This window comes from Gemella taiwanensis, assembly GCF_054054385.1.
This window is the reverse complement of sequence record NZ_JBSMTL010000013.1, coordinates 1-17,385: the sequence shown is the minus strand read 5'-3', so window position 1 is coordinate 17,385 and position 17,385 is coordinate 1. Positions and strand designations below refer to the sequence as shown.

The window sequence follows — 17,385 nt, the reverse complement described above, 5'->3', positions numbered from 1 at the left end:
ATGAAATTAAAAACAAAAGATTATATTTTTTTAGGAATGGCAACAGTATTGTCATTAGTAGTTTACATGATAGCAATGGTTATCTCAAGCTTCTTGGGTGCATTTGGTCATAGCATATCACCTGGGATATGGGGGCTATTAGCAGGAATAATCTTTGTATATATATGCTATAATTACAAAAAGTTTGGTATATTTACTGTTTTTATAATTATACATATGATTATATTTTCAATAATGGGAGGAGCGTATTTACCATGGTGGATCTCTTCGATTACTGGTGCCTTTTTAGCAGATTTTGTATTAAAAACATTTGGTTATAATAATGTTATTTCTCAATGTGCAGCATTAAGTTTGATAAACATAGGAAGTGCATGTGGCGCATGGATACCGATAATATTTTTTGCTGATTCATACAGAAGTGATTGGATAGCAAGAGGTCAATCAGCTGAAGCAATGGATACCTCAATAAAATATGGTTCAGGACCATGGTTAATCTTAGGTATAGTATGTATAATAACGTTAAGTTGTATAGGTGTATTGATTGCAAGAAAAATTTTGAAAAAATATCAAAAATAATAATTTTTCACTTGACAAGAAAATACTAAAGGTGTAAAATAATTAACAATAAAACAAAACCTTAGAAAAGAATAGTAATTTGGTAAAAAATTTTTAGCGAGCTAACGTTGGTGTGAGGTTAGTAATTTTTCTAGATGAACGCACTTTTTAGGCAATTATTAAATAATTGGTAACTCTGCCTTAAAGAGATTGAGTGGGTATATTAAATACCAAGAAAAGTGGCAACGCGGAAATGATTTCGTCTTTTTATAGTTTCTTAGGAAATTATAAAAAGACTTTTTTATTTATCTTCGTACCATAATACTGACCATGGACTGTATTTTCTTAGTATTCGTATACCAAAAAGAGTGGCACCGCGAAAATTCGTCTCTTTGTAGCTAGATAACTGGCTACAAAGAGATTTTTTATTTATAATTAGTTCTTTTCTAAAAAATATAATATAATAAAGAAAAAGGAGACAAGACAATGAAAAAATTATTATTATTCATTACATCAATCATAACAGTCGTAACATTAACAGCATGCTCAAGCAGCAGTACAAAAAATAAATTACAAGAAGTTAAAGAAAAAAATAAAATAGTACTAGGAGTATCACCTGACTATCCACCATATGAATTTCTAACAACAGAAAATGGAAATAAAAAAGTAGTAGGTGCTGATATTTACTTAGCAGAACAAGTTTCTAAAAAATTAGGTGTTCAAGTTGAAATTCAACAAATGGCTTTCGATTCATTAATCGCTGCTTTAAATGCAAACAAAGTTGATATGGTAATTTCAGGTGTTAACCCAACTGAGGAAAGAAAAAAAGCAGTTGATTTCTCAGATGTTTACTACACAAGTAAAGGTATTTTCGTGGTAAATAAAGACAGTGAAGAAATAAAATCTGTAGCTGATCTTAAAAACAAAAAAATCGGTGTTCAAAAAGGTTCAACATATGAAACATATGCTAAAGAACAATTAAAAATGGATGATAAAAATATCCAAGCTTTAACTGATGTACCAAGTTTACTTCAAGATCTTAAAAACAAAAAAATTGATGCAGTATTAATTCCAGATGATGTAGCGAAAATCGCAATGAATAAATATACAGATATCAAAATTAGTACATTTACTGCAGATAACGATCCTGAAGCAACAGGTATGGCAATAGCATTCAAAAAAGGAAAAAATGATAGTAATAAAGAATTATTAGAACAAGTAAATGCAGTAATTAAAGAAATTCAAGATCAAAAAGCATTTGAAAAAGAACTTGATAAATATGCTAAAATTGCTGCACAAAGCGAATAAGAGAGAGGTATAAAATAGAATGTTTGATTTTCTTCCAAATTATTACATAACGTATTTAGAAGCTACGGTAACAACTTTAAAAATTTCACTTATAGCTTTACTAGTAGGATTAATACTTGGTATTGTAATATGTTTAGCAAAAATTAGTACGTTTAAAGTACTTAATATAATAGCAGCAATTTATGTAGAAGTTATTAGAAATACTCCAATTTTAGTGCAAATTATGATTATCTACTTTGCATTACCGGAAATTGGGATTTCATTTACACCATTTATGTCAGCGATAATTGCTCTTTCAATTAACTCAGGAGCATATGTTAGTGAAATATTCCGTTCTGGAATCTTAGCAATTGATAAAGGTCAAATGGAAGCAGGTCGTTCATTAGGACTTAGTTATTTCCAAACTATGAAATTAATTATTTTGCCACAGGCTTTAAAAAATAGTTTACCAGCCTTAGGTAATGAGTTTATTTCATTAGTAAAAGAATCTTCAATAGTTTACTTTGTAGGGGTAGCGGATATCATGTTTACAGCAAACACTGTAAAAAATGCAACTTACCAAACATTTGGACCGTACTTAGTAGCTGCTGCAATATATTTTATTATTACATCAATATTATCATTATTAGTAAAACGTTTAGAGAAAAAATTAACGAAGTAGGTGAAAAAATTGTTATTACAAATAAAAGATTTACATAAAAAATTCGGAAAATTAGAAGTATTAAAAGGTGTAAATATCAACGTTGAAAAAGGGGAGAAAATTGTAATTCTAGGTTCAAGTGGGAGTGGAAAAAGTACAGCATTACGTTGTGTAAACTTATTAGAAACTCCAACGAGTGGACAAATTTTATACGATGGTGAAGATATCACTAAACAAAATATTAATAAATATAGAAAAAAAGTAGGAATGGTATTCCAAAACTTTAACCTATTCCCAAATATGAGTGTACTTGAAAACATTACACTTGCTCCAAAAACATTCGGTGATGACACTGCTGAAAATATTGAGAAAAAAGCAATTGAGTTATTAAAAAGAGTTGGTTTAGAAGATAAAAAAGATGTTTATCCAAATAGCCTTTCGGGTGGACAAAAACAACGTGTTGCAATTGCACGTGCCTTAGCTAACTCACCAGAAGTGTTACTATTTGATGAACCAACAAGTGCGTTAGATCCAGAAATGGTAAAAGAAGTACTTGATGTTATTAAGGAGTTATCAGAAGAAGGATTAACTATGTTAATAGTTACTCATGAGATGAACTTCGCAAAAGAAGTTGCTGATAAAGTAATATTTATGGATGGAGGAGTAGTTTTAGAAGAAGGAACTCCATCAGAAATATTTGATAATCCAAAAGAAGAAAGAACAAAAGAATTCTTCTCGAAAATATTATAATATAGAAAATATCACTAAGAGATTAAGAGTATTTCTTAGTGATATTTTTATATGTTAAATTAGAAAAGGTTAGTATCCAACTTTATGATAACGTTTTATTTTATGTTAACTCTATGATATAATACCTATATATAGTTATTCTAAATTATTAAGGATATTTATTTTAAAGGATGAGAAATTATGACTGTGTTAGAAAGTTTTGCAAGCTGGAGCTTAATTCCTATATTCCTTATATTTTTTAATGTAAAAGTACCGGGGGAAAAACATTTTAAAATATGTACAGTATCATTAATATTTGTAATTTTTCTGAGATTTTTCTTTTTAGATTATCAAGATTTCCCAATTACAAAGATGATATATCTATTTTTAATGCTATATACCCTACAGTTATTATTAGAATGGGATAAATTATTGAAATTAATGGGAGTTATCCCTGAAAATGAAGAATAAAAAAATAGTTCTTTAAACAAAATGCTGTTTCTTTAAGTATTATGTTTAAAGAAGTTTATTTATTTAAACTCGAATCATTAATAGATTTAAAAAAGTTAATGTTCGTATTTATTTAAATATATTTATGTAAACAAATTGATTTTATGTTTTAGAAATATTTATTCCGTTAATTAAAACGATTAAAATATAAAATAAACTATAGAATATGAACTTTATATCAAAAAAACTCTTGACTTTTAATTTTAAAACATATATTATTATTTATGTGCTTCGGCATTAATAAAAACTAAGGAGAATTTTCTAAATATGTTAGAACGTCTTTTTAAATTAAGAGAAAATAATACGAATGCTAGAACAGAAGTTGTATCTGGTTTAATAACATTTTTCTCTATGAGTTATATTTTAGTAGTAAATCCAGCTGTTTTATCAGCAGCAGGTATTCCATTAGATAGAGTATTTACAGCTACTATCATTGCAATTTTAGTAGGTACTCTGATTATGGCATTAGCAGCGAACTATCCTATAGTAGTAGCACCAGGTATGGGAATAAACTCATATTTTTCAACATTAGCAGCTACATCAGGATATAATTATAAAACATTATTAGCAACATGTTTTATAGGAGCTGTAATTTTTGTAATTTTATCAGCAACTAAGTTTCGTGAGAGTTTAATTGATTCTATTCCGAATAATTTAAAATACGGTATTTCAGCTGCGATTGGTCTATTTATCGCGTTTTTAGGACTGAAAAACTCAGCTTTAATTGTTGCAAATCCACATACAATCCTTTCACTAGGTGATTTAAAAAATCCAGTGGCTTACATGACAATTTTAGGTATCTTTATTATTTTAGTGCTTCTAGCCCTAGAGATTAAAGGAGCAATATTCATTGGTATGGCAATTATTGCTATTATTTCTTACTTTACAGGAATGTTAAAAGTAGAAAAAGTATTTGGTATTCCTCACATGGATTTAAGCCTTCTTTATAATCCAGCTACTGAAAGTATTAATGCTTTACAATTAGGATTATATGGAATAGTATTTACATTCCTAATGGTTACACTTTTTGATACTACAGGAACAATGGTAGCAGTAACTACTCAAGCAGGATTAGTAAAAAATGGAAGAATGGAAAGAGCAAAAGAAGCATTATTAGCTGATTCATTCGCGACATTAGCTGCATCGTTATTTGGTAGTACACCAACATCAGCTTATATTGAATCATCAGCAGGGGTAGCAAATGGAGGTCGTACAGGTCTTACTGCATTATCTACTAGTTTCTTTGTGGTAATATCAATTTTCTTATTCCCGCTTGCAAGTAGCTTAGCAGCAGTTCCAGCGATTACTTCTCCAGCGTTAATTATCATTGGATCATTTATGATGGAAAGTATTGCGAAGATAGAATGGAATGATATAACAGAAGCATTCCCAGCATTTGTTACTATTATTGGTATTCCTTTAACTGGATCTATTAATGATGGTATCGCATTTGGATTTATATTCTATGTAGTATTAAAACTATCTAAAAAACAATGGAAAGATATTCACCCATTAATGTATCTTTTTGCAGTATTATTTGTTATCCAACTTCTTTGGTTACATATATAATAAAAAAACGGATTTGAAATTTAATTTCGAATCCGTTTTCAAATTTATACGCATTATTATCTGAAAACGCTATATTATTATTTAAAAAGTATTTGCCTTTTTTAAAAAGGTATAGTATTATAATAATACTATTAAAAATTAAGAAAGGAAAATATTTTATATGAAAAAAGGTTTATTAACTGGATTGTTATTATTTGGTATCTTTTTTGGTGCTGGAAACCTAATCTTTCCACCAACACTTGGAGTAAGTGCAGGAGGAAACTTTTGGCCAGCAATTTTAGGATTTGTTGTATCTGGAGTAGGTATCGCTATCGTTACACTTATCGTAGGTGCACTTAATCCGAATGGTTATGGGGCAGAAATGGATGAAAAAATTTCTCCACTATTCTCAACAACATACTTAGTTTTACTTTATTTATCAATTGGACCGCTTTTTGCAATCCCAAGAACTGCAGCTACTGCATTTGATATTGGTGTAGCTCCAGTTGTAGCTGAAAGTAAGTTACCATGGTTATTAATTTTTACGGTAATTTATTTCTTATGTGCGTTTTTATTAGCAGTAAACCCAACTAAGATTTTAAATAGTGTAGGGAAAGTATTAACACCTATCTTTGCTTTATTAATTGTAGTTTTAGTAATTCTTGGTGTATCTAAGTTTAATTCGACAGGAGAAGCAGCTAAAACATATGCAACTAGTGGATTAGCATTCGGTACTGGATTTATCGAAGGTTATAATACTCTTGACGCTCTAGCTTCAGTAGCGTTCTGTATCATCGCGATGAGTGCATTAAAACAATTAGGATTTAAAGATAAAAAAGAATTTTTATCTAGTGTATGGATTGCTGGTATTGCAACAGGAATTGGATTTAGTATTCTATATGTTGGACTTGGATTATTAGGTAATAGATTTGCAGTACCTGCAGAAGTATTAGCTAATGCTAAAGTTAACAAAGGGGCATACGTACTATCTGAATCAGCTCGTTTAATTTTTGGAACATACGGAAGTGTCTTCTTAGGAATTATGGTAATTCTTACATGTTTCACTACAACAGTAGGATTAATCGTTGCGACTTCAGAATTCTTTAACGAAAAATTCCCACAACTTTCATACAAAGTTTATGCTGTTATCTTCACAATTGTAGGTTTTGCAATTGCAAATGTAGGATTACAAAGTGTTATTCAATTCTCAGTACCAATGCTATTATTCTTATACCCAATTACAATAGCTTTAGTATTAATCGTTATTGTTAACAAATACGTTGCACTATCAAAATTAGGAATGCAACTAACTATGGCAGTAGTGACATTAATCTCTATTGTTTCTGTAATTGGAAGTCAATTAAAAGTTGCTTCATTCAGTAACTTAATCGCAAAACTGCCATTATCAGCACAAAGTTTAGAATGGCTAGTACCTGCATTAGTTTGTTTAGTAATTGCAGCGGTATTACCAAATAGACAAAAAGGTAAAGTATACGACTTTAGTGAACTGTAATTTTACGAATATTAAAAGCATTAGCTCGCAATCAAGAGCTAATGCTTTATTTTTATATAAGTTTGTTTACTTCTTCTAGTAAGAACATCTTCACATTTAATGATGAAGTGAATTTCTCAAGATTAATAATTTTATCTTTATTAATATTATCCGATATTTTATAAGCACGGATAAGTTGATTTTTTGGTGTATTTTCTGATGAAATAAACTCGACTATATCAGATTTATATCCAAATGCTTCTAGAACTTCACTACGTACTGAATCAGTAAGAAGAGTGGAGAATTTTTCTTTAACAATTCCATGTTTTAGCATGAATGGAAGGAAATCAGAGTTAAGTTGTCCATTAACTTCCTTTTGACAACATGGTACAGCGAAGAATACTTTTGCCTTCCAACCTAGAGCTTTTAGTATAGCTATATCCGTTGCGGTATTACATGCATGCAGACTAATAACCATATCTATCTCATCTTTATTCTCGTAATCAATTACATCACCGTAAATGAAACTTAGATTTTTGAAATTAAGTTTTTCAGCTATATTATTACAGTGTTCAATGACCTCTTTTTTTAGATCTATTCCAATGATTTTAACATTCATTTTTAAAACTTCAGTTAAATAGTAATAGGTAGAGAATGTTAAATAGCTCTTACCACTACCAAAATCTAAAATTGTGATTTGCTTATTAGAATTTAACTGAGTAGTAGCTTGTTTAATAAATTCAAGGTATTTGTTTATTTGTTTAAATTTATTGTACTTACTTTTAACAACTTTACCATCTTTATTTTGTATACCTAGTTCGATTAAAAAGTCATATTTTTGTTTTTCGTCTAGGAAATATTCTTTTTTCTTATTGTGATCGAATGAGACAGCTTTGGCAGTTGTTTTTTTTCTATTCACACTAATTTTGAACTTTTTAGATACTTTAATATTTATATTTTCATCAACAGTAACTACATTTATGTCTTTTGCTAATTCGAAAAGTTCAATAATGACTTTTTCGATACTTTCAGAATCAGTGGTAACAAGGTTCGTATGTTTTATTATTCTTTTATAACGATATTCTAATTGTAGATTAATACAGTTTTTAATATTAACTAATTTACCAATGACTTTATCAAGTTCTAATTCTTTATTACGAATATTTGAAAAAGTTATTTTATTAATATTGTTATTAGCTATATGACCTAATATTTCGGAAATAATTTCGTGTTCCATCGTCGCTCCTTAAAGTTTCTTTAATAATGATTTCTTATATATATTACACTAGATTTTATTAATTATCAACATAACTGAAATATAAAGTCAATCGTCGACAGAAATTCGTTAAATAATAAAGAAAAAAAGATTATCAATATTACTAGTGAAAATAAAATAATTACCGTTGTTGGTTGAGTATTACTAGTATGCGTGGTATAATTTAGTAGTTAGAAAATAAGAAAAAGGTAGATAGTATGAATATTTTAGATATTATTGATAATATAAAAATAAAAACTATTTATGGAAAATTACCAGATAGTGTTAACAGCATTTCTCAAGATTCACGAAAAATTGGAAAAGGGGATGTATTTGTCGCTATTAAAGGTTATACTGTAGATGGTCACAACTTTATAGAAAAAGTTATTGAACAAGGGGCGGCTTTAGTAATAGCTAGTCGTTATGAAAATTATAATGTAGAAAATTGTGCTGTTCTTGTTGTTAGAGAGCATGAAATTGAAAAAATTGCTAGTATGATAGCTAAAAAGATTAATGAAGGTGCTGATATTCACACAGTTGCAGTAACAGGAACAAACGGTAAGACGAGTATTTCTACATTAGTTCATAATATGCTACGAAATCTAGGAGAAAGTAGCGCTTATATTGGAACAAACGGTTTTGGTAAAAATGATGATGAACCGATTTATTTTGGTAATACAACTCCTGATGTAGTAACATTACATAATCAAATCGGAGAGTTACGTCATGAAAATATCAAGAATCTTGCATTCGAAGCATCATCGCATGCAATGGCTTTAGGGCGTATTTATAATGTGGATATCGATGTAGCAATATTTACGAACTTAACTCATGAACATTTAGATTTTCATGGGGATATGCAAACTTATGCTTATGATAAGAGTTTATTATTCTCAACATTAGGAAATAATCTATCAGAAGCGAAGTTTGGTGTGTTGAACAAAGATGATAGTTATTATAAAATCATTTCTAAATGCTTATATCAACAAGAAATTAATTATTCTATCAAAGATGAAACTGCTGATTTTTATGCATATAATATTAAACAATATAAAGAAGATAAAATCTATAAAACAAGTTTCACACTAAAATCTCCAGAAGGTACTTTTGAATGTACTACTAATTATATTGGAGACTTTATGGTAAGTAATGTTCTTGCTGCACTTAGTGCTGTTTGGGTAAAAGGATATAGTGTAGAGCAACTAGTTAATATATTACCAAAACTAGGAGCTTTATACGGCCGTATGGAAATTTTAGGTGATGATTTACCGATAGATATAATCAGTGACTTTGCTCATACTCCAGATGGTTATGAAAAATTATTAGAAGCAACTCGTGAAATAAGAAAAGGAAAACGTACCCTTCTGGTAACAGGAATGGGTGGAGGACGAGATATTTCAAAAGGACCATTAATTGGAGAAATTATCTCAGAAGCGGATTATGTTGTTATTACTACAGATAGCCCACGTGATGAAGATGTAGAAGTTCTTATGGGATCAATTGAAAAAGGTATGACTCATAAAAATTATGAAAAAGTATGGTTCAGAACAGATGCGGTTAAACGTATAATTGAATTATCAAAACCAGGAGACGTAGTAATCTTAGCTTCAAAAGGGCGTGAAGATTATGAGATTCTTCAAGGTGGTAAAAAAGTTTGGCATTCAGATCCAATCGTTGCTGTAGAAGAAGCGAAAAAGAAATTTAATATAAAATAAAAAATTGAAAGGAAAATAACGTGGTAGAAAAAATTAGAGAACAAGTAGAAAAAAGAAGAACGTTTGCCATTATCTCTCACCCCGATGCTGGTAAAACTACATTAACAGAAAAATTACTTTTATTCGGTGGAGCAATTCGTGAAGCAGGGACGGTAAAAGGTAAGAAAACAGGAAAATATGCAAAAAGTGACTGGATGGATATAGAGAAGCAACGTGGTATCTCTGTAACATCTTCAGTAATGCAACTTGACTATGATAACAAAATTATCAATATCCTAGATACTCCAGGTCACGAAGATTTCTCAGAAGATACATATCGTACACTTATGGCTGTTGACAGTGCAGTGATGGTAATCGATGGAGCAAAAGGTATTGAAGCACAGACATTAAAACTTTTCAAAGTATGTCGTATGCGTGGAATTCCAATCTTCACATTCATCAACAAAGTTGACCGTGAAATTAAAGATCCACTAGAATTATTAGCTGAGATTGAAGATAAATTAGAAATTGAAACATATCCAATGAACTTACCAGTAGGTATGGGACAAAACTTCTTCGGAATTATGGATAGAAAAAATCATTTTATTGAACCATTCAATGAAGATAGTGATTTCGTAGAATTAGATGAAGAGTATAATATCGTTGATGATAATCCACTTGCTCAAGATACTATGTATCAAAAATGTGTAGAAGATATGATTCTTATTACTGAAGCGGGTGTTGATTATGATTATGAAAAACAACTAAAAGGTGAACAAACGCCAGTATTTTTCGGATCAGCATTATCATCATTTGGAGTAGAAAGTTTCTTAAATTATTATGTAGACAATGCTCCAACACCAAAAGGTCGTCAAGGAGTTAATGAAGAAGATATTCAACCAACAGGAGAGGACTTCTCAGGATTTATCTTCAAAATCCAAGCTAATATGGACCCTAAACACCGTGATAGAATTGCATTCTTACGTGTATGTTCAGGTGAATTCAACCGTGGTATGGATGTAAACTTAGCAAGAACTGGGAAAAAATTAAAAATTTCACGTTCAACTAACTTCATGGCAGATGATAAGGCTACAGTTGATGTAGCTTATGCAGGAGATATTATCGGTCTTTACGATAGTGGAAATTATCAAATCGGTGACACTTTATATCAAAATAAAAAAGTTGAATTTGAAGCACTACCTTCATTTACACCGGAAATTTTCGTAAAAGTTTCAGCTAAAAACGTACTTAAACAAAAACACTTCCATAAAGGTGTAGAGCAACTAGTACAAGAAGGAGCTATTCAATATTATAAAACATTACATACGAATCAAATTATCTTAGGAGCAGTAGGTCAACTACAATTTGAAGTGTTTGAACACCGTATGAAAAATGAATATAATACAGAAGTTATAATGGAACGTATCGGACAAAAAACTACTCGTTGGATTGAAAATGAAGATTCAATCAATGAGAACATGTCAAGTTCAAGAAGTATTTTAGTTAAAGACTTATATGATAACTACGTATTCTTATTCGAAAATGACTTCGCGATGAACTGGTTCAGCGATAAATACCCAGAAGTGAAACTTTTTAGTAAACTGTAGGTTAAATAAAATAAGTTGTGTATAAATTAGAAGTTTCAAATTTATTTAAAACTAGTTAATTTTATTGACAGCTAATAGATTAATTGATATACTGAGAATATAAAGAAGGTGTCTCACTACCTATATACCAAAGGTGAAAGTTTAAGAAGGTGTCTCACTACCTATATACCAAAGGTGAAAGTTTAAAGAAGGTGTCTCACTACCTATATACTAAAGGTGAAAGTTTAAAGACAGAAGAGAGGTTGAAAAACCTCTCTTTTTAGCATTTAGTCAAAGAAAAATGGTATAAAATTGAATTACTAAAAAATTTATAAGTCAATTCTAACTTGAATTAGAGATTAACATGTAAAAATTTGAAAAAAACTTCTGATAGGTATATAATTAAGTGTTGGCAAAATTTTAATATAAAGAGGATAGCATGAGAAAATTAATAAATAAAATGCTGGATCTTTACAAAGAACCTAAATACAAGAGTATAGTGAATTACATATTCTTTGGAGTTTGTACGACACTTGTAAATGTAGTTACATATTTTATTTTGTATTACTATGGGATGGAAGTTAGACCAGCAAATTTAATATCTATAACATTATCTATTTTATTCGCATATTTTGTTAATGCTAAATACGTATTTAACTCTAAGGCTGCTGGATTTAAGAAAGTTCTATATGAACTTACAAAATTCTTCACAGCTAGATTATCTACACTTGTTATAGAAGTATTCGGAGTTGAGTTATTTATTTACCTAGGAATGAACGCATATTTAAGTAAATTTATTATTCAATTCGTAGTACTTGTTGCTAATTATGTAATTAGTAAATTTTTAGTTTTCACAAAGGAGAAAAATAACTAATGAAATGGTTTATTACTGATATGGATGGAACGTTCTTGAATGATAAAAAAGAAGTTGCACCTAATGCGAAAGATGTGATTGTCAAACTGCAAGATAAAGGAAGTAAATTCATAATTGCCACAGGAAGACCTGATATTGCTGTAAAACATTATTATCACAACTTAGGGATGAACGATGTAGTTATTTCTAACAATGGAAGTTTAATTAGAAATCTATTAACAGGTGAAATAGTATATCAAAAAAGCTTTAAAATGGAAGAAATAGAAAAAATATACAGTATGTTTAAAGAATTAAACGATGATGAGATAGAATTTCATGTTTATACGTTAAACTATATATACTGTACACATTTATCATTTAGCATGGCACGTATGAAACGTATAGAGGCGGATATGCCTGAGGAATTAAAAACACCGATGTATATTCACGAAGACATCATTGGGGAACTTAAGAAAAACAATGAAGATTGCCAAAAAATTATGATGATTGCGAAAGATCATGATAAAGTGGTGAATTTCTTTAACAAGGTTAGTGAAGTGTTAGAAGTTGATGGAACATTTTCAGCGACTAATTTCTTTGATATCATGCCGAAAGGATGTAACAAAGGTACTGCAATTGAAAAACTAGCCGAATATTACAAATCTCCGATTGAAGATTGTGTAGTATTTGGTGACAATTTTAACGACAAAGAAATGTTCGATGTAGCAGGATGGAGTGTTTGTCCAAGCAATGCAAAAGAAGAGATTCAAAATATGTGCGATGAAGTTATCGGAAACAATAATGATTTTTCTGTCATTAAATATGTAGAAGATTATTATAAAAAAATTAAATAAATACTTGATAACTTAGCGAAAATTTGATAAATTAGAAGGTAGCGTATTAATTACCTATATAGCGATTTACATATAAATAATTTTATATTTGATTACTATAAATTGTACAATGAAAAATAAAATAAAGGAGAACTTTCATGAGAGGAAGAAGAAATGAGAAGAAAAAGTTCAGTAGAATACTTGCCTTCTTGTCATTAGTAGTTATTATCCTTACTTCAATAGGGTTAACTTCAAAATCTAATGCAGAAAAAGTAAATCTTGGACTGGATCTTCAAGGAGGATTTGAGGTACTATACCAAGTAGAACCTCTTAAAGAAGGTCAAACTATAGATGAAGCGGCTGTTAAAGCAACTGCGGACACTATTAGTAGACGTATTAACATTCTTGGGGTAAGTGAGCCGGTTATTACTGTTGAATCAGGAAATAGAATTCGTGTTGAGCTTGCAGGTGTAAAAGATCAAGAATCAGCTCGTAAAGTATTATCAACACAAGCGAATCTTACTATTCGTGATATTGATGATAAAGTTCTTTTAGATGGATCTGATTTACAAGAAAATGGAGCTTCTCAAGGATTTGATCAAAATAACAAGCCAGATGTTAACTTGAAGTTAAAAGATGCTGATAAATTCGGTAATATTACTTCAGAAATCAGTAAGCGTGGTCAAGGTCAAAACTTAATGGTTATTTGGATGGATTTCAATGAAGGAGACTCATTCAAAGCTGAAGCTGCTAAAGAGAAACCTAAATATGTTTCTGCACCACAAGTAGCACAAACTATTAACTCTAAAGATGTTCAAATCACTGGTAACTTTACTGTAAAAGAAGCTAAAGAAATGGCAGCTTTATTAAACTCAGGTGCTTTACCAGTTAAATTAACAGAAATTTACTCTAACTCAGTAGGTGCTCAATTCGGTGCCGATGCGTTAAATCAAACAGTATACGCAGGGGCTATCGCATTAGCTATTATCTGTTTATTCATGTTAGTTATTTATCGTGTACCTGGATTTGTAGCGAGTGTAATGATGGTTGCATACGTGTATATCACAGTAGTGTTCTTCAACATGATTTCAGGGGTGCTAACACTTCCTGGTATCGCAGCCTTAATTCTTGGGGTTGGTATGGCGGTCGATGCCAATATCATCATGTACGAAAGAATTAAAGAAGAAGTACGTGCGGGATATCCATTGAAAAAAGCATACTTAGACGGTGCTAAACAATCATTATGGACAATCTTTGACTCGCAATTTACGACAGTTATCGCTGCAGTAGTACTATTCATCTTTGGTACAAGTAGTGTTAAAGGTTTCGCGACAATGTTATTACTATCAATTCTTGTCAGCTTTATAACTGCGGTATTTGGTACTAGATTATTACTAAGTTTATTAGTAAACTCTAACATCTTTAATAATCACCCAGGGTACTTCGGTGTAAGTAAGAAGAGTATTCATGAAACTAAGTTTGGTATTAACTCACTTAACTTAAGTACAAAATTTGAATGGTTAAGCTTTACTAAGCACATGAAGAAATTCTTCGCTTTAAGTATTGCAATTATGATTGCAGGATCTATTTCTCTAGGAATGAATAAACTTAACCTAGGAATTGACTTCTCTAGTGGTACTCGTATAGACGTAGCTGCTAACACTGAATTATCAGTAGATAAAGTTCAGGAAGATTTAAACAATCTAAAAGTAAAAGATGAAAAAATAGTTTTATCACCAGATAAAAAACAAGCGACAATTCACTCTAAAGAGAGTTTTGGACAAGAAAAATCAATCGAAATAAAAGAATACTTTGCTAAAAAATATGAAAAAGATGCTAACCTAAGTGTTGTATCTCCAGTAATAGGTAAAGAGTTAGCTAAGAATGCATTATTCGCATTGATGTATGCATCAATAGGTATCATTATCTATGTGGCATTCAGATTCGAATGGCGTATGGGACTTACAAGTGTTATCGCCTTACTACACGACGTATGTATAATTATCTTCATAACAAGTTTATTAAGACTAGAAGTAGATATTACATTCATCGCAGCGGTATTAACGATTGTAGGTTACTCAATCAACGATACTATCGTTACATTCGACCGTATTCGTGAACATATGCGTCATGAAAAAGTATTGAAATCAAAAGAACAAATTTATAAACTTGTAGACGTATCATTAAGACAAACATTAACTCGTTCTATCAATACGGTATTAACAGTTATAATCACAGTAGTAGTTATGTTATTACTAGGAAGTAGTTCAATCTACTCATTCAACGTAGCATTACTTATCGGTTTAGTCTTTGGATTATATTCATCACTATTTATCGCAGCTCAACTATGGGCAGTATTAAAAGTTCGTGAATTAAACAAAAAAGGAAAAATCGAAGTTAGTGTTCGTCAATCTCCTAGAGAGAGAAAAGAAAACGACAAAGTTTTAGTATAGAATTTATAGACTCAAAATTAAGGAAACTTAGTTTTGGGTCTTATTTTTTTTTTTTAGTTTCATAATTATTTCATATTAAGTTTGTATACTAATTTTAGAAAGTAATAGTGTTGGTTACTTTCTAAGGTTGATAAAAATTGTTTTTTCCTATCAGAATAAAATTAAATATTAAGTAAAGACTAATTGATGAAAATTAAATAATAACGAAACAAAGCAGGATATACAATATCCTTTCAACCTGGTTTTCTTAAAGAGAGAGATTTTAGAAACTATAGAATACTCTCTCTTTCTTTATTTTTTAGAGAAAGATAATATTAAAAATTTTAAAATTAACATTAAAATAATGAGTATGAATGTAAATATAATGCTGAAAATTTGATTATAATTATTTAGTAGAAAAATGAATATATTACATTAGATAAATAAATTAGAACTAATGTATTTGGTTTTATATTTCATATACAATTCATATTTATTTCATATTGATAGTGTATGCTTGTTTGTGAAATGAAAATAAAATCATTTCACCGTATATATTTTTCATGTATATAGAATATTTTAAAGAGAAAGTAACAGTAGTTAAACCTACATGTTTTCTTTCTCATTTTGTAGTTAAGGAGGTATCTAATGATTAAATAACAACTGTTTGTTATTATAAATATAAAAGATAAATTAAGTAGTTTAATAGAGGAGTAAATAAAGTAGCTGATTAAATAGGGGAAACATAAAAATTAGGAGGTATTTTAATTGAGTAGAATACGAAATATACTACTAACTAGCTTAGTTTGTATTTTTACACTAACATTTCTAGTAGCGAATAAATCATTTGCTGTAGAGAACACAGGATTACAAGATGAGTATAAATATGAAATTTATGATAATGGAAGTACAATTGAAGGAGGTAGCCACAAATTAGAGATAGCTGAACTAGGGGGAGCAGGGAGAGTTTATCAAGGGTATTGTTTTCAATTAACGAAACATTTTCCACCAACAAAGCTATCATCAAAGAAATTATATAAAAAGTTACAGAGTAGTGATGAAGAAACGTTAAAACAATATGCATCGAAATATGAACACAATAAACCAGAATTAACAAATTTGAGAAAACAAATAGCTAAAGTAGTAACTGAAGGATACCCAATTAATAAAAATGGTTATTTAAATGAATTGTCAGAACAAGAAAAAATTGAAGTTACACAAGATGCGGTGTGGTATTTTACAGAAGCAACTGCTCCAGTAGATAAAAATTATTCTGGAAAAAATGCAACTGCTATGAAAACTGCATACTTAAAATTAATTGATAATAAAGATTTAGATAAGTATACAAATACTAAATTTGATATATTTGTACCACAAGATGAGAGTTATCAAGCTGTAATTAGCGTAGAGCCGGTAGTAGAAAATATTCAAGCGACACCTTTAAAACCAATTTCAAAAAAAAATATTAGTGCAAAGAAAATTTGGATAGATGCGCCAGATGAGAAACCTATTATATATTTAAAGTTATTTAGACATATAGAGGGTGGAACTGAAGAAGCTGTAAATGAAGCGGAGTTAAAAAAAGTTGATAGTAAAAAGGATAAAGAGACAACAGTTACATGGGAAATGTTACCTGCAACTAACTCAAAGGGAGAGAAATTTATATATTCAGTAAAAGAAGTAGATGAGACCGGAGAATCATTACAATTAAAAGACTATGTAAAAAAAGAAAATGAATTAACTGTTACAAATACTTATATAAAACCATCGATTAATTATAATGATGTAGAGATATCAATAGGAGGAGATTTTATTGAATTTATTGAAGATACAGCAACTGAACATATTACTGGAGAAAATCCAAAGAAACAAGAAGAGGGAGAAGATAGTAGAACGATAGAAGAAACAACAGAGAACAATCTTGTTGAATTTGGTGAAGATACAGCAACT

Annotated in this window: 14 protein-coding genes and 1 other annotated feature; of the genes, 13 read left to right on the top strand and 1 reads right to left on the bottom strand. The window is 29.8% G+C overall.

The features are described 5' to 3' along the window. The 7 genes from ACWOA3_RS07845 to brnQ all read left to right on the top strand — a co-directional run bounded on the left by ACWOA3_RS07845 (position 1) and on the right by brnQ (position 6,803). Complete coding sequence (locus ACWOA3_RS07845) at positions 1-576, top strand: MptD family putative ECF transporter S component (protein ID WP_003145799.1); 576 nt, start codon at positions 1-3, stop codon at positions 574-576. 53 nt (positions 577-629) lie between these two features. Next, positions 630-825, top strand: a binding site (T-box leader). 216 nt (positions 826-1,041) lie between these two features. Then, a complete protein-coding gene (locus ACWOA3_RS07840) occupies positions 1,042-1,863 on the top strand; it encodes a transporter substrate-binding domain-containing protein (RefSeq protein ID WP_442566478.1) in 822 nt (273 codons plus the stop codon). Positions 1,864-1,882: 19 nt separating this feature from the next. Beyond that, entirely contained in the window at positions 1,883-2,524 is a 642-nt protein-coding gene (locus ACWOA3_RS07835) for an amino acid ABC transporter permease (protein ID WP_003145802.1), read from the top strand. Between the two features lie 9 nt (positions 2,525-2,533). Continuing rightward, entirely contained in the window at positions 2,534-3,253 is a 720-nt protein-coding gene (locus ACWOA3_RS07830) for an amino acid ABC transporter ATP-binding protein (RefSeq protein WP_003145803.1), read from the top strand. A 180-nt stretch (positions 3,254-3,433) separates the two neighbouring features. Next, on the top strand, positions 3,434-3,703 hold the full coding sequence (locus ACWOA3_RS07825) for a hypothetical protein (protein ID WP_442566479.1): 270 nt from the start codon (positions 3,434-3,436) through the stop codon (positions 3,701-3,703). A 306-nt stretch (positions 3,704-4,009) separates the two neighbouring features. Further along, entirely contained in the window at positions 4,010-5,311 is a 1,302-nt protein-coding gene (locus tag ACWOA3_RS07820) for a solute carrier family 23 protein (RefSeq protein WP_442566480.1), read from the top strand. A 160-nt stretch (positions 5,312-5,471) separates the two neighbouring features. Beyond that, positions 5,472-6,803 carry a branched-chain amino acid transport system II carrier protein gene (gene brnQ / locus ACWOA3_RS07815; RefSeq protein ID WP_456885163.1) on the top strand — a complete coding sequence of 444 codons (1,332 nt, stop codon included), beginning with the start codon at positions 5,472-5,474 and terminating at the stop codon, positions 6,801-6,803. Between the two features lie 52 nt (positions 6,804-6,855). On the opposite strand, the gene ACWOA3_RS07810 is transcribed toward brnQ, so the two are convergent. Next, on the bottom strand, positions 6,856-8,019 hold the full coding sequence (locus ACWOA3_RS07810; protein ID WP_456885161.1) for a class I SAM-dependent methyltransferase: 1,164 nt from the start codon (positions 8,017-8,019) through the stop codon (positions 6,856-6,858). A gap of 236 nt (positions 8,020-8,255) precedes the next feature. Here ACWOA3_RS07810 and ACWOA3_RS07805 point away from each other — a divergent pair, with 236 nt between their 5' ends. The 6 genes from ACWOA3_RS07805 to ACWOA3_RS07780 form a co-directional block, all read left to right on the top strand. Continuing rightward, on the top strand, positions 8,256-9,752 hold the full coding sequence (locus ACWOA3_RS07805; RefSeq protein ID WP_456885160.1) for a UDP-N-acetylmuramoyl-L-alanyl-D-glutamate--2,6-diaminopimelate ligase: 1,497 nt from the start codon (positions 8,256-8,258) through the stop codon (positions 9,750-9,752). Between the two features lie 20 nt (positions 9,753-9,772). Next, the gene (locus ACWOA3_RS07800) at positions 9,773-11,338 is read left to right on the top strand and encodes a peptide chain release factor 3 (protein WP_456885158.1); all 1,566 of its coding nucleotides are present in this window, start codon (positions 9,773-9,775) and stop codon (positions 11,336-11,338) included. A 418-nt stretch (positions 11,339-11,756) separates the two neighbouring features. Beyond that, positions 11,757-12,191, top strand: a complete 435-nt coding sequence (locus tag ACWOA3_RS07795; RefSeq protein WP_271965640.1) for a GtrA family protein — start codon at positions 11,757-11,759, stop codon at positions 12,189-12,191. Further along, on the top strand, positions 12,191-13,024 hold the full coding sequence (locus ACWOA3_RS07790) for a Cof-type HAD-IIB family hydrolase (RefSeq protein WP_271965641.1): 834 nt from the start codon (positions 12,191-12,193) through the stop codon (positions 13,022-13,024). Before ACWOA3_RS07795 ends, ACWOA3_RS07790 begins: the two co-directional genes overlap by 1 nt. Before the next feature lie 137 nt (positions 13,025-13,161). Then, complete coding sequence (gene secD, locus ACWOA3_RS07785) at positions 13,162-15,456, top strand: protein translocase subunit SecD (RefSeq protein WP_456885155.1); 2,295 nt, start codon at positions 13,162-13,164, stop codon at positions 15,454-15,456. Between the two features lie 747 nt (positions 15,457-16,203). Continuing rightward, the coding region (locus ACWOA3_RS07780) for a thioester-forming surface-anchored protein (RefSeq protein ID WP_456885153.1) at positions 16,204-17,385 on the top strand (1,182 nt) is incomplete at its 3' end.